The 26,145-nt window shown below is 62.7% G+C and carries 27 protein-coding genes, 1 tRNA gene and 2 pseudogenes; 16 read left to right on the plus strand and 14 right to left on the minus strand.

Annotated elements, in window-relative coordinates; genetic code table 11:
• The first annotated feature begins 65 nt into the window (after window positions 1–65).
• The 3 genes from QZ497_RS07715 to QZ497_RS07725 are packed head-to-tail and all read left to right on the plus strand — an operon-like array spanning window position 66 to window position 2,672.
• Window positions 66–758, plus strand: coding sequence for an ABC transporter permease subunit (locus QZ497_RS07715; RefSeq protein WP_295472815.1), 693 nt, complete (start codon window positions 66–68; stop codon window positions 756–758).
• Complete coding sequence (locus tag QZ497_RS07720; protein ID WP_295472816.1) at window positions 758–1,447, plus strand: ABC transporter permease; 690 nt, start codon at window positions 758–760, stop codon at window positions 1,445–1,447. Before QZ497_RS07715 ends, QZ497_RS07720 begins: the two co-directional genes overlap by 1 nt.
• A 10-nt stretch (window positions 1,448–1,457) precedes the next feature.
• Window positions 1,458–2,672: a methyltransferase gene (locus QZ497_RS07725; RefSeq protein ID WP_295472819.1), complete on the plus strand. Its 1,215-nt coding sequence runs from the start codon at window positions 1,458–1,460 to the stop codon at window positions 2,670–2,672.
• A 216-nt stretch (window positions 2,673–2,888) separates the two neighbouring features.
• Here the strand turns inward: QZ497_RS07725 and QZ497_RS07730 are convergent, their stop codons facing one another.
• Complete coding sequence (locus QZ497_RS07730) at window positions 2,889–3,902, minus strand: J domain-containing protein (RefSeq protein ID WP_295472821.1); 1,014 nt, start codon at window positions 3,900–3,902, stop codon at window positions 2,889–2,891.
• Window positions 3,903–4,086: 184 nt separating this feature from the next.
• Between QZ497_RS07730 and QZ497_RS07735 the strand changes: the two genes are divergently transcribed.
• The 4 genes from QZ497_RS07735 (at window position 4,087) to QZ497_RS07750 (ending at window position 6,434) form a co-directional block, all read left to right on the plus strand.
• A tRNA-Thr gene (locus QZ497_RS07735) sits at window positions 4,087–4,162 on the plus strand.
• A 338-nt stretch (window positions 4,163–4,500) separates the two neighbouring features.
• The gene (locus QZ497_RS07740; RefSeq protein ID WP_295472823.1) at window positions 4,501–5,307 is read left to right on the plus strand and encodes a TIGR04255 family protein; all 807 of its coding nucleotides are present in this window, start codon (window positions 4,501–4,503) and stop codon (window positions 5,305–5,307) included.
• Window positions 5,308–5,928, plus strand: coding sequence for a hypothetical protein (locus QZ497_RS07745; RefSeq protein WP_295472825.1), 621 nt, complete (start codon window positions 5,308–5,310; stop codon window positions 5,926–5,928).
• Between the two features lie 38 nt (window positions 5,929–5,966).
• Window positions 5,967–6,434 carry a hypothetical protein gene (locus tag QZ497_RS07750; RefSeq protein ID WP_295472827.1) on the plus strand — a complete coding sequence of 156 codons (468 nt, stop codon included), beginning with the start codon at window positions 5,967–5,969 and terminating at the stop codon, window positions 6,432–6,434.
• A gap of 1,024 nt (window positions 6,435–7,458) precedes the next feature.
• Here QZ497_RS07750 and QZ497_RS07755 read toward each other — a convergent pair.
• Window positions 7,459–7,959 (minus strand): annotated as a pseudogene (locus tag QZ497_RS07755) (hypothetical protein); the annotation flags it as partial.
• A 58-nt stretch (window positions 7,960–8,017) separates the two neighbouring features.
• On the opposite strand from QZ497_RS07755, the pseudogene QZ497_RS07760 reads away from it, so the two are divergent.
• Together QZ497_RS07760 and QZ497_RS07765 are read left to right on the plus strand one after the other, a co-directional pair.
• A pseudogene (locus tag QZ497_RS07760) lies at window positions 8,018–8,236 on the plus strand (IS3 family transposase); the annotation flags it as partial.
• A gap of 240 nt (window positions 8,237–8,476) precedes the next feature.
• Window positions 8,477–9,547: an alpha/beta fold hydrolase gene (locus QZ497_RS07765; protein WP_295472829.1), complete on the plus strand. Its 1,071-nt coding sequence runs from the start codon at window positions 8,477–8,479 to the stop codon at window positions 9,545–9,547.
• 376 nt (window positions 9,548–9,923) lie between these two features.
• Here QZ497_RS07765 and QZ497_RS07770 read toward each other — a convergent pair whose 3' ends face one another.
• The 4 genes from QZ497_RS07770 to QZ497_RS07785 form a co-directional block, all read right to left on the minus strand.
• Entirely contained in the window at window positions 9,924–10,793 is an 870-nt protein-coding gene (locus tag QZ497_RS07770; RefSeq protein ID WP_295472831.1) for a hypothetical protein, read from the minus strand.
• Window positions 10,790–11,473 (minus strand): hypothetical protein, encoded by a 684-nt coding sequence (locus tag QZ497_RS07775; RefSeq protein WP_295472833.1) that lies wholly within the window; start codon window positions 11,471–11,473, stop codon window positions 10,790–10,792. The genes QZ497_RS07770 and QZ497_RS07775 overlap by 4 nt, the downstream gene beginning before the upstream one ends.
• A 295-nt stretch (window positions 11,474–11,768) precedes the next feature.
• Entirely contained in the window at window positions 11,769–12,059 is a 291-nt protein-coding gene (locus tag QZ497_RS07780; RefSeq protein WP_295472834.1) for a type II toxin-antitoxin system RelE/ParE family toxin, read from the minus strand.
• Window positions 12,049–12,288, minus strand: coding sequence for a type II toxin-antitoxin system RelB/DinJ family antitoxin (locus tag QZ497_RS07785; RefSeq protein WP_295472861.1), 240 nt, complete (start codon window positions 12,286–12,288; stop codon window positions 12,049–12,051). Before QZ497_RS07785 ends, QZ497_RS07780 begins: the two co-directional genes overlap by 11 nt.
• 224 nt (window positions 12,289–12,512) lie before the next feature.
• Here QZ497_RS07785 and QZ497_RS07790 point away from each other — a divergent pair, with 224 nt between their 5' ends.
• The 3 genes from QZ497_RS07790 to QZ497_RS07800 all read left to right on the plus strand — a co-directional run bounded on the left by QZ497_RS07790 (window position 12,513) and on the right by QZ497_RS07800 (window position 14,888).
• Window positions 12,513–13,025: a DUF4142 domain-containing protein gene (locus QZ497_RS07790; RefSeq protein ID WP_295472836.1), complete on the plus strand. Its 513-nt coding sequence runs from the start codon at window positions 12,513–12,515 to the stop codon at window positions 13,023–13,025.
• Between the two features lie 223 nt (window positions 13,026–13,248).
• Window positions 13,249–13,575, plus strand: coding sequence for a helix-turn-helix domain-containing protein (locus QZ497_RS07795; RefSeq protein ID WP_295472838.1), 327 nt, complete (start codon window positions 13,249–13,251; stop codon window positions 13,573–13,575).
• Window positions 13,576–13,577: 2 nt separating this feature from the next.
• Complete coding sequence (locus QZ497_RS07800) at window positions 13,578–14,888, plus strand: HipA domain-containing protein (protein WP_295472840.1); 1,311 nt, start codon at window positions 13,578–13,580, stop codon at window positions 14,886–14,888.
• 192 nt (window positions 14,889–15,080) lie between these two features.
• On the opposite strand, the gene QZ497_RS07805 is transcribed toward QZ497_RS07800, so the two are convergent.
• From QZ497_RS07805 to QZ497_RS07820, 4 genes are all read right to left on the minus strand, one after another.
• Entirely contained in the window at window positions 15,081–16,379 is a 1,299-nt protein-coding gene (locus QZ497_RS07805; RefSeq protein ID WP_295472841.1) for an MFS transporter, read from the minus strand.
• A 270-nt stretch (window positions 16,380–16,649) separates the two neighbouring features.
• Window positions 16,650–18,320 (minus strand): phosphoethanolamine transferase, encoded by a 1,671-nt coding sequence (locus QZ497_RS07810; RefSeq protein WP_295472843.1) that lies wholly within the window; start codon window positions 18,318–18,320, stop codon window positions 16,650–16,652.
• A 28-nt stretch (window positions 18,321–18,348) separates the two neighbouring features.
• The gene (locus QZ497_RS07815) at window positions 18,349–18,897 is read right to left on the minus strand and encodes a cytochrome b/b6 domain-containing protein (protein ID WP_295472845.1); all 549 of its coding nucleotides are present in this window, start codon (window positions 18,895–18,897) and stop codon (window positions 18,349–18,351) included.
• A complete protein-coding gene (locus QZ497_RS07820) occupies window positions 18,897–19,163 on the minus strand; it encodes a PepSY domain-containing protein (protein WP_295472863.1) in 267 nt (88 codons plus the stop codon). Before QZ497_RS07820 ends, QZ497_RS07815 begins: the two co-directional genes overlap by 1 nt.
• A gap of 158 nt (window positions 19,164–19,321) precedes the next feature.
• Between QZ497_RS07820 and QZ497_RS07825 the strand changes: the two genes are divergently transcribed.
• From QZ497_RS07825 to QZ497_RS07835, 3 genes are all read left to right on the plus strand, one after another.
• On the plus strand, window positions 19,322–19,987 hold the full coding sequence (locus QZ497_RS07825) for a response regulator (protein ID WP_295472847.1): 666 nt from the start codon (window positions 19,322–19,324) through the stop codon (window positions 19,985–19,987).
• A complete protein-coding gene (locus QZ497_RS07830; protein ID WP_295472849.1) occupies window positions 19,984–21,342 on the plus strand; it encodes an ATP-binding protein in 1,359 nt (452 codons plus the stop codon). The genes QZ497_RS07825 and QZ497_RS07830 overlap by 4 nt, the downstream gene beginning before the upstream one ends.
• A gap of 247 nt (window positions 21,343–21,589) precedes the next feature.
• Window positions 21,590–22,144 (plus strand): GNAT family N-acetyltransferase, encoded by a 555-nt coding sequence (locus QZ497_RS07835; protein ID WP_295472851.1) that lies wholly within the window; start codon window positions 21,590–21,592, stop codon window positions 22,142–22,144.
• A gap of 7 nt (window positions 22,145–22,151) precedes the next feature.
• Here QZ497_RS07835 and QZ497_RS07840 read toward each other — a convergent pair whose 3' ends face one another.
• Window positions 22,152–23,012 (minus strand): LysR family transcriptional regulator, encoded by an 861-nt coding sequence (locus tag QZ497_RS07840; protein ID WP_295472852.1) that lies wholly within the window; start codon window positions 23,010–23,012, stop codon window positions 22,152–22,154.
• 360 nt (window positions 23,013–23,372) lie between these two features.
• Here QZ497_RS07840 and QZ497_RS07845 point away from each other — a divergent pair, with 360 nt between their 5' ends.
• Window positions 23,373–23,873 (plus strand): hypothetical protein, encoded by a 501-nt coding sequence (locus tag QZ497_RS07845; protein ID WP_295472865.1) that lies wholly within the window; start codon window positions 23,373–23,375, stop codon window positions 23,871–23,873.
• Between the two features lie 2 nt (window positions 23,874–23,875).
• On the opposite strand, the gene QZ497_RS07850 is transcribed toward QZ497_RS07845, so the two are convergent.
• The 3 genes from QZ497_RS07850 to QZ497_RS07860 form a co-directional block, all read right to left on the minus strand.
• Window positions 23,876–24,835, minus strand: coding sequence for a zinc-binding alcohol dehydrogenase family protein (locus QZ497_RS07850; RefSeq protein ID WP_295472854.1), 960 nt, complete (start codon window positions 24,833–24,835; stop codon window positions 23,876–23,878).
• 27 nt (window positions 24,836–24,862) lie between these two features.
• Entirely contained in the window at window positions 24,863–25,036 is a 174-nt protein-coding gene (locus QZ497_RS07855; RefSeq protein WP_295472856.1) for a DUF1427 family protein, read from the minus strand.
• Window positions 25,037–25,135: 99 nt separating this feature from the next.
• Window positions 25,136–25,906, minus strand: a complete 771-nt coding sequence (locus QZ497_RS07860; RefSeq protein ID WP_295472858.1) for a helix-turn-helix transcriptional regulator — start codon at window positions 25,904–25,906, stop codon at window positions 25,136–25,138.
• Window positions 25,907–26,145 lie beyond the last annotated feature (239 nt).

Raw genomic sequence — 26,145 nt, forward strand, 5'->3', positions numbered from 1 at the left:
CACCCTCCGGCCAGCGCTCCCCGAGGGGCGGCGCTGGCCGGACGGCTGCCTGAAACCACCTGCCCATGAACATCGAACTCCACGGATTCGGCCCGGCGCTCGCTGCCGGCATGCTGATGACGGTGCAGCTGGCCCTTGCGGCGCTGTGCCTCGGCCTGGTGCTGGGCCTGCTCGGCGCCCTGGCCAAGACCTCGTCCAACCGAGCCCTGCAATGGCTCGGCGGTACTTATTCGACCCTGGTGCGCGGCGTACCCGAACTGCTCTGGGTGCTGCTGATCTACTTCGGCACCGTCAACGGCATGCGCGCCCTGGGTGGCTGGTTGGGCATGCCCGACCTGGAACTCAACGCCTTCGCCGCCGGGGTCATCGCCCTGGGCCTGTGCTTCGGCGCCTACGCCACCGAAGTGTTTCGCGGCGCCCTGCTGGCGGTGCCCAAGGGCCATCGCGAAGCCGGCCTGGCCCTGGGCTTGTCGCGCGCGCGGATCTTCTTCCGCGTGGTGATGCCGCAGATGTGGCGCATCGCCCTGCCCGGCCTGGGCAACCTGTTCATGATCCTGATGAAGGACACCGCGCTGGTGTCGGTGATCGGCCTGGAAGAAATCATGCGCCACGCGCAGATCGCCGTCGGCTTCACCAAAGAGCCTTTCACCTTCTACCTGGTGGCGGCCTTCATGTACCTGGGCCTGACCGTAGTGGCCATGACCGCGATGTACTTTCTGGAAAAACGCGCCGCCCGCGGCCTGACGAGGAGCGCCTGATGAACTGGGAAGTGATCATCAAATGGCTGCCGCGCCTGGCCCAGGGCGCGACCCTGACCCTGGAGCTGGTGGCCATATCCGTCATCGCCGGGCTGATCCTGGCCATTCCCTTAGGGATTGCCCGCGCCTCGAAGCTGCTGGCAGTACGCGCCCTGCCCTACGCCTACATCTTCTTCTTCCGTGGCACGCCGCTGCTGGTGCAGTTGTTTCTGGTGTACTACGGCATGGCGCAGTTCGAAGCCGTGCGCCAGAGCGTGCTGTGGCCCTACCTGCGCAACCCGTTCTGGTGTGCGGTGATCACCATGACCCTGCACACCGCCGCCTACATCGCCGAGATTCTGCGCGGCGCCATCCAGGCGGTGCCCACCGGCGAGATCGAAGCGGCCCGCGCGCTGGGCATGTCCAAGCGCAAGGCGCTGCTGCACATCATCCTGCCCCGCGCGGTGCGCATCGGCCTGCCGGCGTACAGCAACGAAGTGATCCTGATGCTCAAGGCCAGCGCCCTGGCCAGCACCATCACCCTGCTGGAACTGACCGGCATGGCACGCACCATCATCGCCCGCACCTACCTGCCGGTAGAGATCTTCTTCGCCGCCGGGCTGTTCTACCTGCTCATGTCGTTCGTGCTGGTGCAGGGCTTCAAGCTGCTGGAAAAAGCCCTGCGGGTCGACATGACCCAAGGCCGCTGAACGGCACCCCGTGAGCCGCGACCTGCTCGGCCGCTTCCAGGCCCTGGACCGCTTCCTGAGCGAGCACCAGGACCTGTGGCGGCCCAAGCCCTTCACCGAGCGTGAACTGGCCTGGGAGCAGCAGCACCCACAGCTCGCCACCTGGCTGCGCAACCGCAGCCTGGAACAGGCCGAAGCCGCGCATAACCACCCCGAGCAGCTGGCCGCCCCCGCGCCTTTTCCACAACTGGCCGCGCAAGCCGTGGCGCTGGCGCAGGTCGACGAACTCCCCGCCCAGCCCCTGGCCCCGGTGCCCCCGCGCCTGAGCGTCGACGTGCCGGGCCGCAAGTGGCAGCAGATCGAAGCCTTCGCCAGCCGCCTGGCCTTCACGCCCGCCCCCAGCCACTGGCTGGACTGGTGTGCCGGCAAAGGCCACCTGGGCCGCCGCCTGACCCAACCCGGCCAGCACCTGACCTGCCTGGAATACGACCCGGCGCTGGTCGAGGCCGGCCAGGCCCTCAGCGCTCGCCATGCTATCGATGCCGAACACCACCTGCAGGACGTGATGGCCGCCGATTGCGCCGGGCAACTGCTTCCCTCGCACACCCCGGTGGCGCTGCATGCCTGCGGCGACCTGCACGTGCGGCTGCTGCAACTGGCCAGCCAGGCGGGTTGTGCACAGCTGGCCATCGCGCCGTGCTGCTACAACCGCACCACCGCCGCGCACTACCAGGCGCTGTCCCGCGCCGGGCAGGCCTCGGCCTTGCAACTGACCAAGGACGACCTGGGCCTGCCGCTCAGCGAAACCGTCACCGCCCCGGCACGGGTGCGTCGCCAGCGCGATCAGTCCATGGCCCGGCGCCTGGGCTTCGACCTGCTGCAACGCCGCGTGCGCAATGTGGACAACTATCTGCCGACCCCTTCGCTGCCCGTCGCCTGGCTGGCCCGCCCCTACGCCGACTACTGCCAGGAACTGGCACGGCTGAAGCACCTGCCCGCCCTCGGTGAGCAGGACTGGCCCGAGCTAGAGGCAAAAGGATGGCAACGTCTGGCGGAAGTCCGCAATCTCGAGCTATTGCGCAACCTGTTCCGCCGCCCGCTGGAAGTGTGGCTGGTCCTCGACCGCGCCCTTTACCTGCAAGAACGAGGCTACGACGTGCAACTGGGCAGCTTCTGCGCCACCGCTCTAACCCCCCGCAACCTGCTGCTGATTGCCCGACAAAAGGCATCCACAACCTGTGGATAACTCTGTTGATGAAAATCCGCAGCCTGGGGAAAACACCCGCTGAAATCGCCCCAATGGGCCGCCGCAACGCGCTGCCGGCAAAGTCAATAAGCTTCTAGATCGCGTATTTACGTGCGACCGCCTGGCCGCCGGGCCTCCGCACGTCAGAAAAAATACAGATTCACGGAACTTGTGAATAAAGCCGCAAACATGCCTGCGCAGAAGGCCCGGCGCGGCTCAGAACTGATCGAGCTTGAGGCGCCCCGGCGGCACGCCCTGGCTCTGCAACTTGCGCAGGGTGAGCTTGTAGACGCTGGACTTGATCTGGCTGCCCATGGGCGTTTCTTCCAGCAGGATGCGGCTGGAGGCGAAGGCACAGCCGGTCTTGAGCATCTGGTACTTGAGCAGGTAGTAACCGGCGTCCATGCGCGAGAAGCTGAACTGCCCGCCGGGCGGGATGTAGGCATGCCGGTAGGCGTTGCGCCCCACCGCATCGGTGACCTTGGCGTACACCGCCGAGTCGCCACCGGAGTTGTCGATGATGATCTGCGACCAGCCGTTCTGGCGCAGCAGCGGCATACCCGACAAATACCCCGCCGCGCTGGGCCACGGCGCGCCGGTCGGGTCCAGCGCCGGGACACTGCATTCCGCCTCTACCGGAGTGGGCTGCGCTGCCGGCAGCGCCGCCTGCACCAAGGGCGGCTCGGCCTTGATGCGGGCCTGCGCCGGCAAGGCATCGGTGGGCATGTAGGACAGGCTGGCATTGCGGTCGTAGCCCATCCAGGCACCCGCCGCACAGAAGGTCATGAACAGCAGCGCCCAGCGCACCAGCCCACGCCGCCGACGCCGCGCAGTGCCCTTGGCCTGGGGCCGCGACGCCGCACGCGCCTGGGCCGCGCGAGGTTGAGGCTGGGGCTTCGGCTGTGCTGCCGGCTGCGCCGGACGTGCCGCCGCCGCATACACCGCCGCCCCCTGACGCGCCTGCCCGGCCACTGCCTGGCCTTGAGCCTGGGCCTGGCGCTGACGCCGCTCCTGATCGGCCAGCTCGGCGTCATAGCGCGCGCGTTTCTCCGGGTTCGCCAGCACCGAGTGCGAAGCATTGACCAGGCTCATCAGCTCCGCGGCATTCGCCGCCGGATTGCGGTCAGGGTGCAGCCGCTGCGCCAGCTTGCGATACGCCTGCTTGATCTGCTCGGGCGACGCATCGCGGGCAACGTTCAATTGCTCGTAATGGGTGAGGGTCTTCTGCATTGCACCTGTGGTCCATGGCCGCATGCCAACCCCACTGTATCGGCCCGAAACGCCAGACCTTCAGCCCCCCGAACGCCCCACCGCCCCGACCGCTCGACGGACGGCCCACCCCGCCCATTTATCCAGGCGAATCAGGCAGCTAGGCTTTACAAGCGCGCCAGAGTCTATATACTCAGCCGCCATTGCCGGTATAGCTCAGTTGGTAGAGCAACTGACTTGTAATCAGTAGGTCCCGGGTTCGACTCCTGGTGCCGGCACCATACAAAACAACGACTTAGGCTCACCGCAAGGTGGGCCTTTTTCGTTTATGGGGTTTTTGGTCGCCGTTTTGGTCACCGTTTCTTTTTCCGCTGGACTGCTAACTTGCAGGTTCATTGCCAAAAGGCCGACAACGGGGCTTGCCTCAAGATCCTGAGCGAAGAGCTCCCGCAGGCTCCGCGTCCTTTTTGAACGTGGTGCTAGGCGAGCATCCCGACGGTGCACTATAGTGGCTACATGACTGAAAAAGCTGGTGGTACGAACGTTTGCCATCTGGCGCATGTCACATGGATGTGAAAGAATTTGCACCCCTTTTTGGCTGGTTTGACTGGGTCCAAGGATGATTGAACGTTTCGATTCGTCGCCACTGATAGAGCTCATCGCTGAAGTGCGTTGGACGGTAGATGCTGCCATGGATCCTGGCATGCCTTTTTATCAAGGTCCTAATGCCCAGACCTCCGAAGAGTTCTTCAGCCGCCTTCAGACAGAGCTGGCTATAGTTGGTTATGGTGCTTCTGAACGATTGACGCCACCGGGCTTCCCTTTGATGAAGCAGGCTCCCGCGCTTCGCTATAAAAAAAGCGGGTCGCAAGCATCATCTCTTGACCATAGCGCCTCAACCCTGTTCCAGGCCGGTGCGGGCCTATTCACAATCAATGCAGTCCAGCCATATAAGAGTTGGGAGCAGTTCCGGCCAGTAGTTCAAAAAGGGCTAGAAGCCTTAATCACCGCGCAGCCCCCAACGAGCGGCGGCTTCGATTTGGCTCTGAGGTACGTTGATGCCTTCAAGGATCATCTTACTGGCGGAAGATCTCTGAGGGAGTTCCTCGCTGAGGTGATGGGGATTCAGGTACAAGTGCCAGAGGCCTTGACGAATTTGTCCAAGGACGGGTCGGCGATCATTCCGCTAATACATATGGTGATTCCGCTTGATTTTGGGTCGTTACAGATCCAGATTGCCGAAGGCGAATTGCAAGGGGAGCCAGTTTTCCTAATGGATAATGCGGTTACCATAGCTGCCAGTCACGAAGCGAATGTTGAGCAGATGCTTGCAGCGCTGGATGAGGCTCGCGCTGTAGTTCATAAGAGTTTTGTAGATTTGACGCGACCCATCCATGCTGCGATGGGCCTTTCGGAGGGTACATAAATGGCGACTCTAGCATCAAGCTTTAGCCCCAAGTATCAGTCACTCAGTAGCTCCTCACGGACCTCGGTGAATGCGTCTGTATTTGATTACAGAGCATTGATCGAATGGATCGCATCGTGTAGTGCCGAGGCGTTCCGAAATGTTCAGGATTTGATTGAGCATCTGAAAGGAAAATGTGTCGATCTCTATTTCCGACCAACCTACGGGATGGCATCACCCGCAGCTACGCTTGGTATCGCTGAGCTTCATGAGGCTGTAGCGAGAGAGGTTTACATCGAAAGTATTGGCCGCGCTGTACATGAACAGGCTGCCGATCGTTTACGCATCCTCGCTGAATCTGACTACGGCTGGGACGGCAGTGGTGCAGAGGCGATGTCAATCGACTCCTTGGCGTCTCTGCAAACATTCTTCCAGCGCGCAGGCCAATTTGCAGGCGACTTTGGTTTTTTTCTGGGCTATGAGGGAGAAATCCTCATTAACTGGACCTCCAAGGCTGGCGAACTGATTGATATGGCTTTCTTCGATGGTCGTGCTGAGCTGTGTAGCGATTCTGAAGAGCTTGAGTTCGGCATCGACGATCCTGAGCTATACGCCTTGCTGTCGAGCAAGTATTTCGGCTGAGTTTAGGTGATCGTTTGAGTGAAGGGAATCCGCCGAGCTTGACAGTTCTTGTCGCAGTTGATGGCTCTGAGACCGTGGCGCGCGCGCTTTATCCTCCAGAATGGGATGAGAATGTGCGCCGCGGATCTCCAGGATGCTTCAAGCGCAATAATACGTCCGTGACTCGTAGTAAAAATATGAGCTTCGCCCAGCTTCTTGCCCGCCTTAAAGGTGATGTTGAAAGGCCAGGATCCGACGTTGTAGTTCGGGCAGTTGGTGTCATCACTGTGGATGAGATCAAGGAGATTGGCCGAGCTAATCAGAAGCCTGTGCACTTCGAGGTTTGGGAGAAGCCCACAAATAATAATCCCAACCACGCTGAAATTTTTCCGTACGACTCCGCGGCCCAAGCTCTTCCTAACAAGGAGGTGTCTCGAGGGTTGAGCCGCCAGCTATCGAATGCCTTGAGCCTTACTCTTGTTACCCCAAGTGGTGAAGTAGAGGGCCTCAACCCTCCGGCTTCATGACCCCGACAGGCCTACAACTGGTAAGCTCAAGTCATAGGCGTCGAGAATGCACGCATTTTTATACCAGCTTGCCTCCTGCTCGTCGGCCCGATTCCCCGGCCATATCCGTGATACCCCTCCGCTTCATGTCATGCAACCCGAAGCGATTTTCCTCGGTGAGTAGGCCCTTCTTGATAGCGTGGGTGATGAGCCGCTTCCCTGGTGGGGATAAGGGAACGAAACGTAGCCGCAAGCTCATTGATCGGCCAATGTCGAGCCCGGATCTTGGCCGGAAAAACGAAGGTATCAACCACTGAGCAACGTAAGTCCGCCATCTTTCAGAGAAAACCGCATTCTGATACTGACAAAGGCTCAATCAACGGCCCGTGTGTGTGCGGCTGGTTTTCCTGTCTACACGGGGAGCCTTGAGAGCAACAATCCCCACGTTGAGGCTGACTTATGTGTAATTCAATCCCAAAGACTGCAGGTAGCTATATCGCGGAGCCAAGTGTGGTTGACCATATGAAAACAGGGGCCGAAGCCCCTGTTCTTGCTACAGCAGCTGGACGAGCCTTGCAAGTCTTAACGACCAGTAAGCGGCTTGCAGCGCCCTAATCAGCTCTTCCGGTATGAATCGATTTAGAATTGCAATCATGGAGTCGGCCTCAATGGCTAGAGATTACCTACTTACGTGTAGGCGACCGTCCACACCACTGGCAGAACCCCTAGGGGTTTGACGTGCCGTTATTAACGGCATACTCTGAATTTGCCGAAACAAAGTAATGCCGCTGTGATGTGGTGGCTTGAAGAATACGACTATGATCCTGCTTTTGAAAGGAGAAAGTAGTTGCTCTCTAGCCCCGCCGAAAAGCCCGCCCCGTGCGGGTTTTTTCGTTTTTGTGCTATGGTCAAGGCAAGTTTCCTCGGCACCCACCGAACAATGTCATGCAGGAAAAGTAGATTTCCTGTTATGGCTCTGCGGCAGTTTGGCCTCAGGCAGCCAGAAAATATCTGACAACCGGTAGCGTTGCTAAGGTCGCTCGCATTAAAGCGTTATGCTTCCCAACATAGCCGACAGCACTGCAGCCTTGGCCGCATTTGCCGTGAACGCTGCAGCATTGACCAGCACCTGCCCCGGCGCCGGGTGAACATGCGCCGCGATCTGCGTGTTCATCTCCTGCACCAAGTCGAGTAGGTCGACTACGACCTGGAAGATATTCACGTTGCCGGAACCTACGTGGTTCTTCGAAGCGACCAACCGCTGGCTACCCTGGGTCACGCTCTCGCGCAGGCCTGCTATCTTCTCTGCCATGTCTCCACCGACAGTGACGACCTGGTCACCCAGCGCGGCCAGGCTCGCGCTGCCGGCAGAGTTGAGCTTGAGCGCGCCCAGGGCGTCGATGCGCTTAATCCCCCCGACTTGCTCAGTTGAGTGGTTGGCCACGTCCAGGGCGTGGCTCTGGTACCGCTCTTGGTTCGTGCCGCTCTCGACCTCGCGCTCGATCGAGGCGTCACGGATCCGGCCGTCTGTCTGCCGCGTCCAATTACTACAGGCGCAACCGAGCGGCTGATGGCAAAGAGTGCCAAGCAGTGCCAACCAGGCCGGCCGAGACAGCTTGTTCCAGGTCTTGGGAGAACGCCCTTTGCTCGCGCTGCCCAAGCGGGCCTATCACAAGACAACACAAAGCTTTCACCGCTTTTGCCGCCATCCCGAGTTACTCAACCCCGGCCCGCGCCAGGCCGTTGCGACCAGGCCGGAGCAAGACTGGGTTGCCGACATGCCTTACCTACCCGCTCGTACCGACCCGCCATACCTGAGCCTGACCAGAGACCCCGATATTAGTGGGCGACGCCGATTTGCAGGTCCCCTACTGAACATCCTCACGCAGGAACATACGGCGATGCCCCCCCGCGCGATGTTAAATAATGTTATACGAGCAAGCATCTTCACATAACCTGTTCATTAGAGCATGATCGACCCACAGGTATGACGATCTGCCTGCAATGACCCAAGCCTGCCTACCCTGGCGTCAGGCTAGAAAAACAAAAAACAGGACCTACGCATGCAAAGATTCAGTTCAAAGCCCGCGCTCGGGCTGTCGTTAGCGCTGGCCTTTACGGGTTCCGCCGTCAGCGCCGCCTCCTTGCCAGCCGCGACCGAAGGCGACTGGGTTGCCCCTCAGTTCACCTTCCATACCGGTGAAAAGCTCGACAATCTCAAACTGCACTACACCACCCTCGGCAACCCGAAGAACCCTGCCATTCTTTACTTGCACGGCACTTACCGGCCCGGCAGCGATGTGCTGAGCAAGGATTTTGGCGGGGAGTTGTTCGGCCCGGGGCAGCCGCTGGATGCGAGCAAGTACTACATCATTTCCACCGATGGCATTGGCGTCGGCAAATCCAGCAAGCCCTCTGACGGCCTGCGCATGAAGTTTCCGGCGTACAACTACGCCGACATGGTGCAAGCCCAATACCGTCTGGTGACCGAAGGGCTTGGGGTCAAGCATCTGAGGCTGGTCATCGGTAACTCAATGGGCGGCATGCAAACCTGGATGTGGGGCCAGAACTGGCCGCAGATGATGGACGCCTTGGTGCCCATGGCGTCGCAACCCACCGCCATGTCCTCGCGCAACTGGATGATGCGCCGCTTGTTGGTCGAGTCGATCAAGCAAGACCCGGCCTGGAACAACGGCAACTACACCGAGCAACCACCCTCGCTGCGCCTGGCCAATGCGATGTACAGCATCGGTACCAGTGGCGGCACCCTGGCCTATCAGGCCGCCGCCCCGACCCGCGCCCTGGCCGACAAGCTGGTCGATGAGCGCCTCAGCGCACCGCAAACAGCCGACGCCAATGACTTCATCTACCAGTGGCAATCATCCGCTGACTTCGACGCGGCGCCCGGCCTGAACAAGATCCAGGCACCGGTGCTGGCCATCAATGCGGCGGATGACGAGCGCAACCCGCCAGAGACCGGTCTGATGACGGCGGCGATGAAAGAAGTCAAACACGGGCGGCTGCTGCTTATCCCTGCCAGTGCAGAAACCCGTGGTCATGGCACCACCAGCATGGCCAAGTTCTACAGCAAGGAACTGGCGCAGTTCATGCGCGAGACTGAAAAGGTCCGCTAGCGGGCACGTCTGATAACCATACGGCTCGATTAGACCGGGTAGGAACGGCTTCAGCCGCGAAGCAGCTGATGTTCACAGCAGATGCGGTGAATTTTCTGGCGCTTTCGCGGCTAAAGCCGATATTGGTCAGTTAGACCGTTGGAGCGAGCTTACTCGCGATGGCTGCGTCACGTTCACAGCAGATGCATGGATTTTGCCGGCCTCTTCGCGAGCAAGCTCGCTCCAACAAAAGTCAGATCGTCCCTAACTGACCAGCATTGCGGCTAAAGCCGCTCCCACCGAGCCGCACGGCATTGCGCGGGGTTTCATGTATGGCCGTTTAGCATGAAAGCGCTTTTGCCGTGTAAGACCTTACTTGGCGCTGGCCCGCCAAAGCTCATCCATCCCTTTCAACCATCGCCACCGGCACTACCTTCAGCGCCCCGTCCAGATTCCGATACCGCAGGTATTCCTCAGAACCTTCCAATACCCTGCCCCGCTCAACCACCCGCCGGCCATCCAGCCGATACCGAATGGTCTTCTCTCGTCCCCGCTGCCCATCAGGCCCGCGCTGCAAATCCATCGCCAGCGTGCGCATCGCTTCATCGATGCACACGTCCAGCAACGCTTCGATCTTCTGCGGGTCGAGGCCGCCGTCGTCGACGCACTGTTCGCCACAGCGGCGCAAAGACAGGCTCTGCACTTCGATGCGGGTGCGGTACAGCGACATGCCGGCGATGTCTTGCAGGTCGATGGCGCTGGCCAGCAGGAAGCTGCCGCGGTCGGGGCTGAGGACAACCTTGGGGGTGATGTGCAGGCTGGCGGTGATGGCGCCGCTGGAGGGGCGCAGGCCGGCGGTGGCGGCGGCCTGCTGGTAGCGCTGCTGGAGCTTGCCGTTGTAGGGGTGGTCGGAGAGCAGCACGGCCAGGGGTTGCGCGGCCTGTTTGGCGTCGCGGACGGCTTCGCGTTGCAGCGAGGCTTCGCCGACCTGGGTATTGATCGCACTGGCCAGCGCCGCGCCGAGAATGCCACCGCTGGCGATGGCGTTCTGGGTCATGCGCTGGTTGGTGCCACGGGCTTGTTCGGCGGCCTTGGCGTCGATCATCAGGCTGGCATCCACCCAGCCTTGCGGCGGCACCTGCACCTCGACCCGCGCGCCGTGCTGGTTGAGGTAGCGCAGCGCGGTGGGGTCGTGGATATCGGCCGGACGTGGCGCCTGCTGGGCGCAGCCGCTGAGCAGCGCGACCAGCAGCAGCGCGCGCCTCATGGTGTGAACGGGGTCAGGAACACCTGGCGGCTGTCGTCGACCGCCTGGTAGAAGGCGTTGGACAGGTTGACGTAGTTCGGCTGGTCCCATTCGCCCTGGGCGGGCTGGGTGACTTCGAAGCGCTTGAACCACAGCAGGCGGCTGTCGGGCACATCGACGAGGATGGCACGACCGGAAACCACCGCGATCGGTGCGCTGGTCGGCACCACGCTGTGGTAGCTGCGCGCCGCGCCGGCGCTGTCGATGGCCACCAGCAACAGGCGGTCGATACCGTAGGTGGCTTTCAGGGCAGTGATGTCACGCTCCATGTAGCCTTCCTTGAATTTGGTTTCCTTGTACTTGCCCAGGTCGATGCGTTCATCGATGCGCTTGGTCTTGTAGCCCTTGGCCTGGAGCCTGGCGATGATTGCGTCGGGCAAGGTGGTGAGGTCGCTCACGTCCCAGCTGCTGACATGCTCGCTGAGGTCGCTATTCACCGATTTGTTGATGGCAATGTCGAGCAGGCCTTGCTGGCCGGTGAGCATCAGTTGCGAAGGTGGGACTGGCGTCATGGCGACGCCGATGACCGGCTGCTTGTCGTTCCAGAACTGCTGGTCCAGTTCCACGGGTGGCTGGACATGGGCACAGCCGGTGAAGATCAGGCACAGCAGTAGCACTGCGCATCCGTGCAAGTAACGCATCAGTATTCCTCAATGTCGGTAGAAAGCTGGCTGTCTCGGCCAGCGACCGGCAAGTACTTCGTTGTGAACCCGTGATTCAGGGTGCGCGCGCATTCAGCTGTGCAGGCTCAACCCGTAGATGCACCGGAGCAGTCCATTTACCGGTTGTGGCAAGAGAAGAAGGCGCGAACGATGGGCAAACTGCCAGGCGCCGACCGGCGAGCGCCCTCTTTGACCAAAGATCGACGACAAGTTCAACCGTTCGTCGGGGTGTGGGGGACAAGCGTATAGGGCTAGGTCGGGCGTAGCCTCAGGCTCACTCGCCCAGCCGCTCGCCGGCCTTTCGGTAAACAGTGTCGCGCTCGCGTTTATCCACAGCGATCACGAACACCACGACTTCCTGTTCGATCACCTGATAAACCAGGCAATACCCGCTGCTGCGTAATTTGATCTTGTAGCAGTCCGGCAAGCCATGCAGACGATTGGCTTCGATTCGCGGGTTGAGCAGTATCGCAGCCAGTTTTTTCTTCAGTTGCTGACGAACCGGATCGCCCAGGCGATGCCACTCCTTCAACGCCCGCGCATCAAATTCCAGGCTATAGCTCATCCAGCGAAACCTTTACTCGCTGGGGGGCCGCCAAGCGCTCGCGCACAGTCGCCAGCAAAGCTTCGTCTTCCTCTGTCAACAGTACAGGTTTGAAGGGCAGCTGCCCGCGCTCGGCAACGTATTGAAGTGCCTGGCGCATAAGCTCGGAGGGCGTAACACCCAGGCGTTCGAGCTCACGATAGGCTCGAGCCTTGAGTTCATCGTCGATTCTTACATTGATGGAAGCCATGATGGGTTGCTCGTCGTAATGACATTTGTCTTTACGATGACGCATGCTTCTTCAATGAACAAGCCCCAATGTCGCGCGCCCGACGAAACACCTCTGCGCGCCCTTCGGCCTATCACCGTGAATCACCTAAGCCAACCGTCCCGCTCTCGGCAATTTCTTTGAACTCCCTTTCCCGCCGCCCAGTCCCTGATAGGCAAGCCTATAACCCCTGGAAGGAGTTCATTATGAGAAAGGTATTTCGTGCTGGCGCCTTGAGTCTGATGGTGGCCATGGCCAGTGCCACGGCGTTTGCCGCCGACCCCGAGGATTTCGTCGATGAGGCTTCGGCCAAGGGCATCGCCGAGATCGAGGCGGGCAAGATGGCGTTGCAGAAGAGCCAGTCAGCCGACGTGAAGACCTTCGCGCAGATGATGATCGACGATCACACCGCGGCGAACACCAAGCTCAAAGCCATTGCCGAGCAGAAGAAGCTCAAGGTCAGCGACGATGCCCAGCTGATGGACAAGGCCAAGGCGATGATCCTGGACATCCGCGAGGAGTCCTTTGACCGCTCCTACGCCAACAACCAGGTCAAGGCCCACGAGCAGACCATTGAGCTGTTCGAGGAAGAAGCCAAGGGCAGCAAGGACGCCGAGCTGAAGGCCTTCGCCGAGGCCACCCTGCCCAAGCTCAAGGCGCACCTGGCCAAGGCCAAGGAGCTGGCAGCCAAGCATGGCGGGGATGCGGCCAAGCAGTAACTCCAGCCTCACAACCCGCCCCAAGCCGGTTGCTCAGGCAGACGCCTGGCCAACCGGCATCGCTGTAAGCCCTTCATTCCGCCCCTCACAACGCCGATTTTCCTCATGATCATGAGGACTTTCCGAGCAAGACCTATTTTCCTCAAAAATCCGCACGCTCTTGAGGTTTTTGTCGAGTTATTGCTAGGCTCAGGGATAATCCTCACGGTCATGAGGTTTCACCATGAAAATCGACATTGGTTCGACAGCCGAGCTGGGCGCTGTCATCCGCGCCAGCCGTAAGGCAATGAAGGTCCGTCAGGATGATGCAGCGGGGCTCATAGGGGTCTCGGAAAACTTTCTGGGCAAGGTCGAAAGCGGCGCCGACACGGTGCAATGGGGCAAGCTGCTGCAGGTGCTCCAGCAGCTGGGTCTTGCAATCTCGGTAGAAATACCGGAGCCCTATGGCGACGCAGTCGAGAAAATTCTTTCAGATGCCAAGCAAGGGCGAGATAAACGTCCCCGGAAGACACGCGGAAATACCCTAGCGTCCAGCGAAGAGGCTGACTGACCATGCAGCGATCACTCAATGTCTGGATCGACCAGCGACAGGTGGGGCGTTTGCGTGAGTTAAACGGACTGTGGGCGTTCCGCTACGAGCCGCAATGGCTGAACAGCCCAGCAGCCCATCCGCTATGCCCGACTTTGCCTCTGCAAGCGCAAGAGCATCAGGACGGCGCCACCCATCGCCCGGTGCAGTGGTATTTCGACAATTTGCTGCCAGAGGAAGGCCAGCGCCAGTTGATTGCCAAGGCTGCCGGGGCGGCTATCGAGGATGCTTTCACTCTGCTGCAGCACTTCGGTGCCGAGTCTGCCGGGTCCCTCACTCTACTGCCACCAAACCAGAAGCCGGAGCCGGGCACGACCCTGGCGCTGTCCTATGCCGAGCTGTCAAAACGCATCCAGGCCATGCCACGGATCCCGCTGGCTGAGCAGGCAGCGAAGAAAATGTCCCTGGCCGGCGCGCAACACAAGGTGGCGGTCATCTACAGAAACGGCCAGCTGTTCGAACCCGTCGGCAGCGAGGCTTCGACGCATATTCTCAAGCCTGATCATCCAGACGAAGCCTGGCCGCACTCGGTTATCAATGAATGGTTCGTGATGACCCTCGCAGGCAGAGTTGGCTTACCGGTACCGGAGGTTCATCGGATCTACGTACCCGAACCGGTCTTCTTGATCGAACGCTTTGATCGCCGCAAGACATCGAGCGGCTGGGAACGCCTGCACTGTATCGATGCCTGTCAGTTGGAAGGGCTTTCCCGAGAGTTCAAATACAGCGCTGGCAACATCGAGCGCCTGGCAGGCCTGGCGAGCCGATGCCAACCTGCACTGCTCGCTCGACAGTATTTGTTCCAGTGGCTGGTCTTCAATACGTTGGTGGGCAACGAAGATGCACACCTGAAAAACCTGAGCTTTCTGCTGCCGGGAAGCAAAGTGGAACTGGCACCGTTTTACGACCTGCTGTGCACGGCAGTGTATGGCACACAAGCCTATGGTCAGGATCGCTGGCCTGCCCAGGCTAACTTGGCCTGGCCCGTCCACGGCGTTCAGCACCTGGCTTCGATCACCCTGACGCTGTTGATCGAAGCGGGTACAGCGATGGGCATCAAACCCGTCACGTCGCGCAGCATCGTCCGACGCTTGATCGACAGCGTGCGACAGGAGGCAACCAGGCTTCTGGACGAGACGCTGCAGCGCAACGAAGCGTTGCGGCAGGCGAGGCCGGAGCTAGGCGCGACCTTGGCTGGCGAAGCTCGTCTACTGCGTAGCATCCACGCCATCGTCATCCAGGAAATGAGCCTCCGGCTTGAGAAAGGCCTGTAGGCTCAATACAGGTTAGTTAGACCGTTGGAGCGAGCTTGCTCGCTATGGCTGCGTCACGTTCACAGCAGATGCATGGGGTTTGCTGACTTGTTCGCGAGCAAGCTGCAACAAAGGCCGAAGAGCGTCTAACTGACCGGTATTGCCTGTAGGCTCGAAACTGCTCAGTCCGAAAAAGTCGGCCCCGCCCGTTTCTCAGGCGTGCTGCGCGCTCGCCTCGGGCGCGGCCCTGACTTCCTCCTGATGATGCTCACGCTCCAGCGTGGCCTGCACCAGTTCGTCGGTCACCCGAATCTCCGCGCCCACCGGCGACATCTGCACGCTCGGTTCAAACGGAGCGGTCGGCGTGGCGGCCGGGTGCACCTTGCGGCGCCACAGGAAGAACGCCGCCATGAACAGGTTGAGCAGCACGAACGACCAGAAGAAGCCGCTATCGCCCACACGCTCCATGGCCGGGGAGATGATCAGCGGGCTGAGCGCCGAGCCCACCGAGTTGATCAACAGCATGCCCTGGATCACCCGTACCAGCTCGTTGGCGGCAACGTTGTCGGTGGCGTGGCTGACCGCCACCGGGTACAGGGTGAACACCCCACCGCCAAGCAGGAACAGCAGCACCGCCAGCAGCAGCATCGAGCTGGGCAGCACCAAGATCAGCAGCGACAGCACGGCGCAGATCACGCTCAGGGCGATCAGCACCACCTGGCGGTCCTGGCGGTCGGACCAGCGCCCCACCGGGTACTGCAACAGCATCGCGCCGCAGATCACGCAGGCCATCAGGTAGCCGACCTGGGTGATGTTCATGCCCACGCGCTGCAGGTAGATCGGCAGCAGCGCGTACATGGCGGCGATGGTGATGCCCGAACCGAAGGTGCCCAGCACCCCGGTGGGGGTGATGCGCAGCAGGTCCTGGGGCAGCAGCGGCTCGACGTTGCCGGTCTCCGGCGCCACCCGCGGCAGGATCACCATCGGCAGCACCGACAGCGAGGCCAGCATGCCGGCGACGATGAACGGCGCGGTGTCACCCAGGGCGTTGATCGCGCCCAGTTGCAGCTGGCTGAACATACCCGCGCCGTAGAACGAAATCATGTACACCGCCAGCAGGCGGCCACGGCTCTTGTGGTCGCCAGACAACAGCAGCCAGCTTTCCACCACCAGGAAGATGCCGACGATGGCCAGGCCGTTGATCAGGCGAAACACCAGCCACGCCCAGGGATCGAACACCAGCGCCTGAAGCAGGAAGGTCACGGCGGTGAGCGAGGCGAAGCTGCTGTAGGCCCGAATATGGCCGATGCGCTCGATGAGCCGGTCACCGAACACCGCGCCCAACGCCAGGCCAAAGAAGTAGGAAGCTGAAACCAGACCGATCATGGTCTTCGACACCCCGGCGCTGTCGAGGCGCAGCGAGGTCAGGGAAGAGATGAAGCCGTTACCGAGGCTGACAATGAACAGACCGAGCAGTGGCCCAAGGACCAACGCCAATAATTTACGCGACACAACGCCCTCTGCAATTTGCAAACAATCAACACATCGATGCGTGCAATTGTTTGACGAGGCAGCCGGTGCTTGGGTTTGCGATGAACCCAGCCGTTCTGTCGATGATCTGGCAATTGTGCATCCGAAAATCGGGCGCGGATTCTAAGGCGGCACGCGGGCAAAAGATAGAAGCAGACAGCCCTGGTAAAGGGGCATTTCGTCGCAGGCCGCCGAACGGTCATGGAGCGTCTGCAATGCCTGTGTCACGCGGCGCTGCGCCAGGCACCTTGATCAGGAACAAGGCGCGGGCGGCGCCTTCTTCAACATCATGCTCAACTGCTTCGGCTCGTGATGCACCAGCCCTTTGGGCGACTCGCAAACACGCTGGATGAAGTTGTCGCTGAACAGCAGTTTGCCGTGCACGAAGTGTTCGCCTGGGCGCAGGTTGGGGTTGTCGATGCGGGTGCCGAGCAGGCCGGCCAGCCAGGTGCCGACTTCGTTGTGGCTGATCCAGCGTTCGTCCTGCATGGCGTCCAGCGCGTTCGCCGGCGCGCCGGCGGCGACCACGATCACCGGCACGTCGCTGACCTCCGGCACCAGGTCGTTGTGCCCCCACTTGCCGTCTTCGCCGAGGCGCTGGCCGTGGTCGCCGGTGATCACCAGGTAGCGCTCGCCTTCCAGGCGGTCGAAGTCGGCGAGAATCTCACCCAGCAGGCTGTCCAGGTAATGCACCGAGTTGTCGTAGGCGTTGGCCGGGCCGTCCGGGCCGCTGTCCGGCCAGGGACGTGGGGTCGGGTCGTGGCGGTAGTTCTGCGCATAGGGCAGATGCGCGGTGCGCAGGTTCATCACCACGAAATTGCGCTCGCCCCACTGCTGCTGGTCGAGGATGTCCAGCAGGGCACGGTCCTGGCGTTGCAGAAAACGCAACGGGTGGTCTTCACGGGTGATCGACACATCCAGGTAGCGGCTGCCCAGGTGGGCGAGCAGCTTGGATTCCTGCGACGAAATCCAGTGGGTGCGCATACCGGCCTGGCGGGCGAAGCGGAACAGGTTGATCTGCCCGCTGCGCATCAGTTGGTCCTGGCCCGGCTCGCGAATCGGGTTGAGCAGGTACGGCAGGCTGACGTCAGTGGCGACCCCTGCGGAAATGCCGGGGCGCAGCAGCGCGCTGGGGTGGTCGCGCAGATAGGCTTGCAGGCGCGGTGTGGTGTTGCGTGCATAGCCGAAGATGCCCAGGCGGTCGCTGCGCAGCGAGTCGGCGACCACCAGCCACACATGGCGTGCCGTGCTGGGCACGGCGGTCATGCGGTAGGGCGCGTAGTGGGTGGGCGGCAGTACCGGCTCGGGGCGCAGGGCCAGGCGCACGGCCCAGGCGGAAAAGGCGTTGAGGCTGTTGTGCAGGCCACTGCGGCTGGCACTGGCGACGAACGAATCCAGGTTGCGGTAGGTGGCGCGGTACGGCTTGGACAACAACACCACGGCGATCAACAGCACCGCCCAACGGCTGGATGGCAACGCTACGCGCCCCGGCAGGCGCAGGTGCAGGACCAGCAGCAGCGCGTAGGGCACCAGCACGCAGAGCAACACCGGCCAGTGCTGGGCGAAGCTGTACAGGACAGTGTGGCCGACTTCGGCGCTGTCGCCGAGCATGGCCTGGATGTCGATGGCATTCAGCGGCTCGCCGAAGAAACTGATATTGGCCAGTTGCAGGGTCTGCATCACCGCGAACACCGCCAAGATGCCCGCCACCAGCCAGCGCAGGTTGCACAGCCACAAAGCCAGGCAGAACACCCACAGGCCGGCCACATAGGCCGCTTCGAGTTCAGCGCGGTTACTGGCGGTATACAGCTGCTGCAGGAAGTCGTCGGCCAACAACAGCAGGCAGCTCAGGGTGGCCAGCGCCAGCAGCGTCAGCCACGGGCGCGCGCCGCTCGGCGCAGGAGAGCGCAACAGGGTCAACATCGGCAGTGTCCTGAAGAGGGTGCTCAAATCAGTGCTGGTCGGGCGGCAGGCGGCGGCGCCCGGTGACCATCGACAGCGGCAGGTTCTCGCGCAGCCGCAGGCTTTCCACCAGTGCCGCGAGAATGTGCAGGCTCACCAGCCCGGCCAGGCCGTTGGCGATCCAGCGGTGCAGGTTCTCCAGCCACTCGGCGCCCCAGAAGGCATCGACTTCCTGCATCAGGAAGCCGGTCAGCGCCAGCGAGCCGATGGCGGTCATCATCAGCACCATCACCAGCGCACCGAGCGGCGAGTGCCCCAGGCGATGGATATCCTTGCCCTGCAGCAGCGCCGTAACGTGGCTGCGCAAGCGTGTGGGCGTCGGCCAGAAGTCTGACCAGCGCGCACTGCGCGGGCCCACGAAGCCCCATACAGTGCGCGCCGTGAGCCAGGCGGCGGCGTAGTAGCCCAGCCAGGTGTGCCAGTCGTCGCCCGCTTCGTTGAAGAAGTAGTTGGCGAAGAACACCCCGGCCACGGAAATGTGGAACAACCGCACCAGCGGGTCCCACAGGCGTACCGTCGTCCTGGCGGCGCGGTCCATCAGCCTTTGATCTCGCTCTTCACGGCCTTGCCGCTGACCGGGTCGTGGTAGATCTCGACCTTGCGCTTGTCTTTGTCGAAGCCGTAGATCTCGTAGCAGTTGCCGTCGGTGATCTTGAATTTGCTGATCTGGTAACCCTGCTCACGCAGCTTGGCCTGGAACGCCTCGGCGTCTTGCCAGGTGGAGCGGTCGGCGGTGGTGCATTGCGGGCCGGCGATGGCGCCGGCGCTGACCAGCAGCAGGGCCGGAAGCAGGGTGAAGCGCAGCGAACGGGACATGGTTGGGCTCTCCTTGTTGTCGGGAGCCTCAAGATGCGTGGCCAAGCTTAATGGAGTCTTAATGAGAAACGCCGTGTAACATTTGCTTACTGGCGGGCGCGGGCTGAATCGCGATGATGAGCCGGCCGCAACAAGAGGACCGAACCGTGCGTGTGCTGCTGGTGGAAGACGACCGCGCCCTGGCCCAGGGCATCCGCGTAGCGCTGCGCGGCGAAGGCTATACCCTCGACTGGGTCGCCGATGGCGCCGAAGCCGAGCATGCCTTGCAGTGCGAGCGCTTCGACCTGGTGCTGCTGGACCTCGGCCTGCCCCGTCGCGACGGGCTGGCGGTGTTGCGCAGCATGCGCAGCCAGGCGCAGGGCAACGTGCCGGTGCTGATCCTCACCGCCCGCGACGCCGTGGCCGACCGCGTTGCGGGCCTGGATGCCGGCGCTGACGACTACCTGGTCAAGCCGGTGGACCTCGATGAACTCAAGGCCCGCATCCGCGCCCTGCTGCGTCGCTGCCAGGGGCGTGCGCAGCCGCGCCTGGAATACGCCGGGGTCAGCCTCGACCCAGCCACCCAGCAGGTGTCCTACCAGGGCACACCGGTGACCGTGACCCCCATGGAGTATCAGTTGCTGCACCAGTTGCTGGCCCGGCCCGGCGTGGTGGTCACCCGCGAGCGGCTGAGCAACGCGCTGTATGGCTGGCAGGAAAGCGGCCCGGGCAACACCCTGGAAGTGCTGATCCACAACCTGCGCAAGAAGCTGCATAGCGGCCTGATCCGCACCGTACGCGGCGTCGGCTACCTGGTGGAGCAGCAACCGTGATCGCCATCCGTACGCGCATCCTCGCCCCCACCCTGCTGCTGTTGCTCCTCGGCAGCCTGACCCTGGCATGGCTGGCCCTGCGCGACGGGCATCGGGAAATCGAGAACGTCTACGACGCACAACTGGTGCAGGCCGCCCGGCTGCTGCAGGGCGTTCTTCAGCAAGGCCCGCAACCGCGCGACTGGCCGGCGCTGGAACAGGCCCTGGATGCCGCCCTCACCCGCTCTGGCCAGGGCATTCTCGACCACCCCTACGAGATGAACCTGGCGTTCCAGATCTGGAGCGTCGACGGCCACCTGCTGCTGCGCTCGCATGACGCGCCGGTGCTCGACGCCATACCCGGCCCCGGCCTGCACGACTTGCTGTACAAGGGCCAGGACTGGTGTGGCGTGCTGCTCGACGATGCCGGCCTGGGCCTGCGCATCTGGGTCGGCGAGCGCGACGACCTGCGCCAGGACCTGATCCAGAAGATCGCCCACACCACTCTGCTGCCGATGCTCATCGGCCTGCCACTGCTGACCCTGTTGATCTGGGCGATGCTCGGCTGGGGCCTGCGCCCGCTGCAACGCCTGGCGCGACAGTTGCGCAATCGTCCTGCCGACAGCCTCGACCCGCTACCCAGCGGCCCGCAGCCACCGGAGCTGGAGCCGATGCGCGCGGCGCTGGACCACGTACTCAGCCAACTACGCGCCACCCTGGAGCGCGAACGGCGCTTCATCGCCGATGCCGCACACGAACTGCGCACCCCACTGGCGGTGCTGGATATCCATGTGCGCAACGCGCAGAACAGCCCCGACCCGCAAGACCGCGCCGAAGCCCTGGCCTACCTGCAACAGGGTGTGGGACGCATGACCCGCATCGCCAGCCAGTTGCTGACCATGGCCCGCCTGGAACCCGAGCACCAGGAAATCCGCCCGCTGAACCTGACCGAGCTGATGCGCGAAGAACTTGCCGAACTGACCCCGCTGGCGCTGCGCAAGGATGTCGAGCTGGTGCTCGACAGCCACGACGACTGCCTGCTGCACAGCGAGCCGGCCTCGCTGACCATCATGGCTCAGAACCTGATCAGCAACGCCCTGGCCTTTTCCCCGGCCGGCAGCGAGGTGCGTGTGCAGCTCCGCCGTGAAGCGGACCAGCGCCTGCGCCTGCAGGTGCTCGACCAGGGCCCTGGCGTCAGCGAAGCCGCGTTGCAGCGCCTGTGTGACCGTTTCTACAGCGCCGACAACCCGGAAGGCGCGGGCCTTGGCCTGGCCATCGTCGACATGATCTGCCGCCGCCTGGGCCTGACTCTGAACTTCTTCAACCGCACCCAGGGTGGGTTCTGCGTGGAAGTGTGGATTCCGCTGCGCCGCTGAAGCGGCGCCTACGGGCGGGTAGGAGCGGCTTCAGCCGCGAAGCGACCGCATGCTCACAGCAGATGCAGTGAATTTCCTAGCGCTTTCGCGGCTAAAGCCGCTCCCACCGGCCACATGCCGCTTAAGCGAACAATATTGCGGCTACATCTGGCAACGGGCAGCCCTGCTCGATCCATTCCCTGATTGCCGGGTCGCCTCGTTCGTCCTGCTATTGGATACTCCGCGTTCATTCACAGGAAACCCCGCCATGGACAGCCTCCCGACCTTCCACACCGCGCGCCTGACCCTCACGCCATTGCAGCTTGCCGATGCGGCGGACATCCAGCGTCTGTTTCCGCACTGGGAGGTGGTGCGCTACCTCGCCCACCTGGTGCCCTGGCCTTACCCGGCCGACGGCGCGCTGTGCCATGTACGCGACCGCTCGCTGCCGGCCATGACGCAGGGCAAGGAATGGCACTGGATGATCCGCCTGGCCGAAAGCGGCCAGAGCATCGGCAGCATTTCCCTGTACGACGAACCGGGCAACCACCGCGGCTTCTGGCTGGCTCCGCAGTGGCAAGGCCAGGGCTACATGAGCGAGGCCTGCGCAGTCATCAACCGCTACTGGTTCGAGACGCTGGGCAAGCCGCTGATGCAGGTGCCCAAGGCGTTGGACAACCGGGCCTCGCGGCGAATTTCCGAGCGCGAAGGCATGCGTCTGGTCGAGACGCGCAGGGGCCAGTTCGTCTGTGGTGAAATGGACCAGCAGGTCTGGGAACTGAGCCGCGAAGCCTGGCTGGCCAACTTTTCGTACAAAACCTGACGCCTGATCAGAGCGCCGGGTCCCAGCGCTGCGACCAGTCTGGGTCGTCACGCAGCAAGTTGCGCAACAGGGCGAAGGCGTCCTGCAGGGCCGGGCAGTCGCGTTCGCGGGAGTACACCAGGTAGGTCGGGTAGCTGAACTCCGGCGCGCGCGGTACGCGGGTCATCACGCCTTTGTCGAGATAGCTCTGCACCACCCGCGTGCGGAAGTAGCCCGAGCCGCCGTTTTCCAGCAGGTACTGCAAGGCCAGCGGCCCCAGGTTGAACGACACCGAAGGCCGCGTCAGCTCAGGCCAGGCGCGGTCGTGCTGCTGGCGGAAGGCCTCGCCCCAGTCGATGTACACGTAAGGGTCGCGGTCGCGCACCTGCACCAGGACCAGTTTCTCTTCCAGCAACTGCTCCACCTGCAGGCCCGGCCAGTAGTGCGGCTGATAGACCAGCGCGGCGTCCAGGGCGCCGATCTCCAGCTGGCGCAGCAGGTAGGCAGCGTCGTGCACCTCGGCATGCACCGCATGCTGGTCGATGTGGCGGCGCATCAACCCCACCCAGTGCAGCATCAGCGGGTTGCACAGGCTCACGTCGGCACCGATGCGCAGTACCCGGTCGAAGCCTTCGGGCAATGGCAGGTTGCGCTGCGCCGCTTCCCAGGTCTGTTGCATCTGGTTGGCGTAGACGAGAAACGCCTCGCCGTCCGGCGTCAGCCTGGCCCCGGCGCGATTACGCACGAACAGTGTGCTGTTGAGGTGGCTTTCCAGCTTCTGGATACGCGCGGTGATGGCGGTCTGCGTGATGTGCAGGCGCTCGGCGGCGGCGATGAAGCTGCCGTGCCGGGCGATGGCCAGGAAGGTGCGGGTCAGGTCGATGTCCATTTACGGCGACTCGGAACTGGCGAAGGACGCATTCTGACAGGCGCAGATCGCAATTGATATCAACGAAAGTTGATTGATAGCTCATCATTATTGATTGGATGAATGGAAAACACCGGCGCACACTGCCTGCCAGCAACACGCTTTCCTCCATCCATGGATGGATGCTCCGAATGTGCCTCGCAGGGCACCCCTTCAGGCTCTCCTGCCCTCAGGAGGGCCTTTTTTCTGACGGCGGTGACCGCTCGCCCGATGCCTTGCAGATCGGTCGAACCGCCCCGGCAGGCCAAAGTCTACCGAGCGAATCCACCCTGCCAGGACCCCCGTGTGCCCAGAATCATTACCCACGAGACCCCCGAACATGTGGTGCAGGAACAGAGCACCCAGCTGTTCGGTTCGCCGAAGGAACGGCTGGATTTCTATCGCCGCGAGATCCAGTACGAAACCACCAACCTGTCCAACCGCACCAACGCCTACCTCACCGCGCAGTCGTTCATGGTGATCGCCTACGCCTCGTCGATGGCCAACGCCAATCCGGACTGGGGCATGATGTTCACCCTGGTCATCCCACCGATGCTGGCCCTGCTCGGCCTGCTCAATACCCTGAGCGCCTGGCCTGGCATCCGTGCCGCCTGCGAGATCATCCAGCACTGGCACCACAAGCAGGCGCAGTTGCTGCGCAGCGAGCCGGTCATCGGCCTGACCTACGACGACTCGCCGCTGTTCTGCGACTGGGAATCCAGCGAGACCGGGCCGAAGAAATCCCTGCTGTTCTCCAAGCGCGCGCCCTGGCTGTTCAGCATTTTCTGGGTGTTCTTCGGCTTCTTCGCGCTGTTCATGCAGATCCTCACCCTGGACAGCTGAGTTCAGGGAATGAGGATGATCTTCTCGCTGCGCCCGGCATTGACCTCGGCGTAGCGCGCCAGCCCTTCACTCAGTGGCGACTCCACCAGGCCTTCAGGCAGCGCCAGGCGGCCTTGGTCGAAGAAGCGCCCGAACTGCTCGAGCATGCCGGCGCAGGCCTGGGTGTCGTAGAGCAACGAGTTGATGCCCACCACCGAGCCGCCCTTGCGGTACAGCGCCAGCGACGGCAACTGCACCTGGCCGTCCACCGGTGCGGCGATGATCGCGATGCGCCCCCAAGTCGCCAGCGCCGCCACCGAGGCCGGCAGCCAGAAGCCGGTGGTGTCGAAGATCACGTCAGCGCCACCCTTGAAGAAGCCGCCCACCTGCCCGGCCAGCTCTTCGGCCTCCGTCAGCACGAAGCTGTCGAAACCCTTGGCAGCCAACGCCTGCTGCTGGTCGGCGCGTCGCACCGCACCGACGACCTCGGCCCCCAACACCCGGCCCAGGGCCAGGGCCGCGCTGCCCACTGCGCCGTTGCCGCCGATCACCAGCAGACGCGTGCCCTGCCCCACCTGGCTGCGCTGCAAGGCATCCCAGGCGGTGGTGTAAGGCACACCGAGGCAGGCCGCCTGGGTGAAGCTCAACGCCTCGGGCTTGAGGGCCACGCCGCTGGCCGGCAGGGTCAGCCACTGGGCGTGCGAGCCATCGCGGAAGAAGCCCGGTTCCTTGCCGGTGCCCCACACTTCACGACCGACCAGCGCCTGCGGCCCCTCCACCACCACGCCGGCGAAATCCCGGCCGGGCACGCGCGGCAATACGGTGTAGGGAAAGCGGCCCAGCACGTTCTTCACGTCGCTGGGGTTCAGGCCGGCGGCCTTCACTTGCACCAGCACCTCGCCTTCGGCAGGCACCGGCGTGGGCAGTTCGAGGTACTCCAGGGCGGCCAGGTCGCCGGTACGGGAAAATTGCAATGCGTTCATCGTGTGCTCCAGTCGCATGGAAAAGAATCAGGACAGCCAGGAGGCCAGCAGTTGCTTGCCCATCGGCCAGGCCTTCTCGCCCAGCTGCATGCCCAGCAGGCCGACCAGGGCCACGGTGGGCGGTGCCGGCGAACGAAAATCCAGCGCGCCGTAGAGCACGCCGACCGCAATGCCGATGACGAGGGAAATGACGAAGCTCATGAGAGGACTCCAGGCCAATCAGGGAATGGCGCAGAGTCTAGGGACAGGCCGGGGTGCCTACCGGCCAAGGACTTCTGAATATCGGACAGGTTGAGCGTGCTACTGGTCGGCCAGGTACTGCGAAGGCGCCACGCCAAGGGCGCGGCGGAACATGTCGGTGAAGCTGCTCGGCGAGTAGCCCAGGCGTCGGGCGATGGCGCTGACCGGCTGGCCCTGGATCAACTGCGCCACGGCGGTGGCCAGTTGCACCTGGCGCCGCCATTCGGCGAAGCCCATGCCCAGGCCGGCCTGGAACAGCCGCGCCAGGGTGCGCACGCTGGCACCGGCCTGCTCGGCGTGGCGCTCGAAGGGGATGTCCAGCGACGGGTCGTCGATCACTGCCTGGCACAGGTTCATCAGGCGCCGGTCGGCACCGTCGGGCATGGGAATGCGGATCAGCGAACGCCGCGCGCGTTGCAACTCCAGCAGGGCCAGGCTGACCAGCGCGTCGTAGTAATGCGGCTCGGCCTCACGGTCCAGTGCCACCAGGGCGATGATCAGTTCGCGCAGCAAGTTGCCCACTTCGAACACCTGCACCGTGCCTTCCAGGGTCTCGGCGATGGCCGGGCGCAGGTAGATGTTGCGCATCTCCAGGTCGGAAACCACACGAATGCCGTGTTCCACGCCGGGCGGCAGCCACACTGCCCGCTGTGGCGGAACCACCAGCGCCTCGCGCGGCGTCTCGACCCACATCACTCCCGAGGCGGCGTACAGCACCTGGCCCCAGGCATGCAGGTGCGGCTCGATATACAGGCCGCGTGGATAGGTGCGCGCCAGCGGCTGCACGGGTACGGCCGGGTCACTGAGGTCGGGTGGGGCGGCAAGGGCCATGGTGCGTCACGGAGGTGGAAGATAACTGCGCAGGGTAGCGGAAATCTCAGCGTGGCGCCTTGTAGGTCTGTGCGCAGACTGTCTCATCCTGGTTGACAGTAAAACGCTTTTAAGCCGATTTATCACGCCAGGGTAAATCCTTAATCTGTGCCCAAGTTGAACGACACGCCTTACCCCACAAAACTTCTCAGATTAAGGAAACGACACCATGACCAACTTCACCTACAACCGCCTGAACA

Source organism: uncultured Pseudomonas sp. (assembly GCF_913777995.1).
In the GTDB taxonomy this organism is placed as follows: domain Bacteria; phylum Pseudomonadota; class Gammaproteobacteria; order Pseudomonadales; family Pseudomonadaceae; genus Aquipseudomonas.

What these genes read in the sequence shown, in the direction of transcription:
- QZ497_RS07780 (WP_295472834.1), bottom strand. Translation starts at nt 12,059, where the DNA reads ATGAGCTATAGCCTGGAATTTGATGCGCGGGCGTTGAAGGAGTGGCAT.
- QZ497_RS07840 (WP_295472852.1), bottom strand. Translation starts at nt 23,012, where the DNA reads ATGGACATCGACCTGACCCGCACCTTCCTGGCCATCGCCCGGCACGGC.
- QZ497_RS07835 (WP_295472851.1), top strand. Translation starts at nt 21,590, where the DNA reads ATGGACAGCCTCCCGACCTTCCACACCGCGCGCCTGACCCTCACGCCA.
- QZ497_RS07850 (WP_295472854.1), bottom strand. Translation starts at nt 24,835, where the DNA reads ATGAACGCATTGCAATTTTCCCGTACCGGCGACCTGGCCGCCCTGGAG.
- QZ497_RS07810 (WP_295472843.1), bottom strand. Translation starts at nt 18,320, where the DNA reads ATGTTGACCCTGTTGCGCTCTCCTGCGCCGAGCGGCGCGCGCCCGTGG.
- QZ497_RS07785 (WP_295472861.1), bottom strand. Translation starts at nt 12,288, where the DNA reads ATGGCTTCCATCAATGTAAGAATCGACGATGAACTCAAGGCTCGAGCC.
- QZ497_RS07855 (WP_295472856.1), bottom strand. Translation starts at nt 25,036, where the DNA reads ATGAGCTTCGTCATTTCCCTCGTCATCGGCATTGCGGTCGGCGTGCTC.
- QZ497_RS07815 (WP_295472845.1), bottom strand. Translation starts at nt 18,897, where the DNA reads ATGGACCGCGCCGCCAGGACGACGGTACGCCTGTGGGACCCGCTGGTG.
- QZ497_RS07715 (WP_295472815.1), top strand. Translation starts at nt 66, where the DNA reads ATGAACATCGAACTCCACGGATTCGGCCCGGCGCTCGCTGCCGGCATG.
- QZ497_RS07790 (WP_295472836.1), top strand. Translation starts at nt 12,513, where the DNA reads ATGAGAAAGGTATTTCGTGCTGGCGCCTTGAGTCTGATGGTGGCCATG.
- QZ497_RS07770 (WP_295472831.1), bottom strand. Translation starts at nt 10,793, where the DNA reads ATGAGGCGCGCGCTGCTGCTGGTCGCGCTGCTCAGCGGCTGCGCCCAG.
- QZ497_RS07730 (WP_295472821.1), bottom strand. Translation starts at nt 3,902, where the DNA reads ATGCAGAAGACCCTCACCCATTACGAGCAATTGAACGTTGCCCGCGAT.
- QZ497_RS07860 (WP_295472858.1), bottom strand. Translation starts at nt 25,906, where the DNA reads ATGGCCCTTGCCGCCCCACCCGACCTCAGTGACCCGGCCGTACCCGTG.
- QZ497_RS07740 (WP_295472823.1), top strand. Translation starts at nt 4,501, where the DNA reads ATGATTGAACGTTTCGATTCGTCGCCACTGATAGAGCTCATCGCTGAA.
- QZ497_RS07800 (WP_295472840.1), top strand. Translation starts at nt 13,578, where the DNA reads ATGCAGCGATCACTCAATGTCTGGATCGACCAGCGACAGGTGGGGCGT.
- QZ497_RS07720 (WP_295472816.1), top strand. Translation starts at nt 758, where the DNA reads ATGAACTGGGAAGTGATCATCAAATGGCTGCCGCGCCTGGCCCAGGGC.
- QZ497_RS07745 (WP_295472825.1), top strand. Translation starts at nt 5,308, where the DNA reads ATGGCGACTCTAGCATCAAGCTTTAGCCCCAAGTATCAGTCACTCAGT.
- QZ497_RS07765 (WP_295472829.1), top strand. Translation starts at nt 8,477, where the DNA reads ATGCAAAGATTCAGTTCAAAGCCCGCGCTCGGGCTGTCGTTAGCGCTG.
- QZ497_RS07775 (WP_295472833.1), bottom strand. Translation starts at nt 11,473, where the DNA reads ATGCGTTACTTGCACGGATGCGCAGTGCTACTGCTGTGCCTGATCTTC.
- QZ497_RS07795 (WP_295472838.1), top strand. Translation starts at nt 13,249, where the DNA reads ATGAAAATCGACATTGGTTCGACAGCCGAGCTGGGCGCTGTCATCCGC.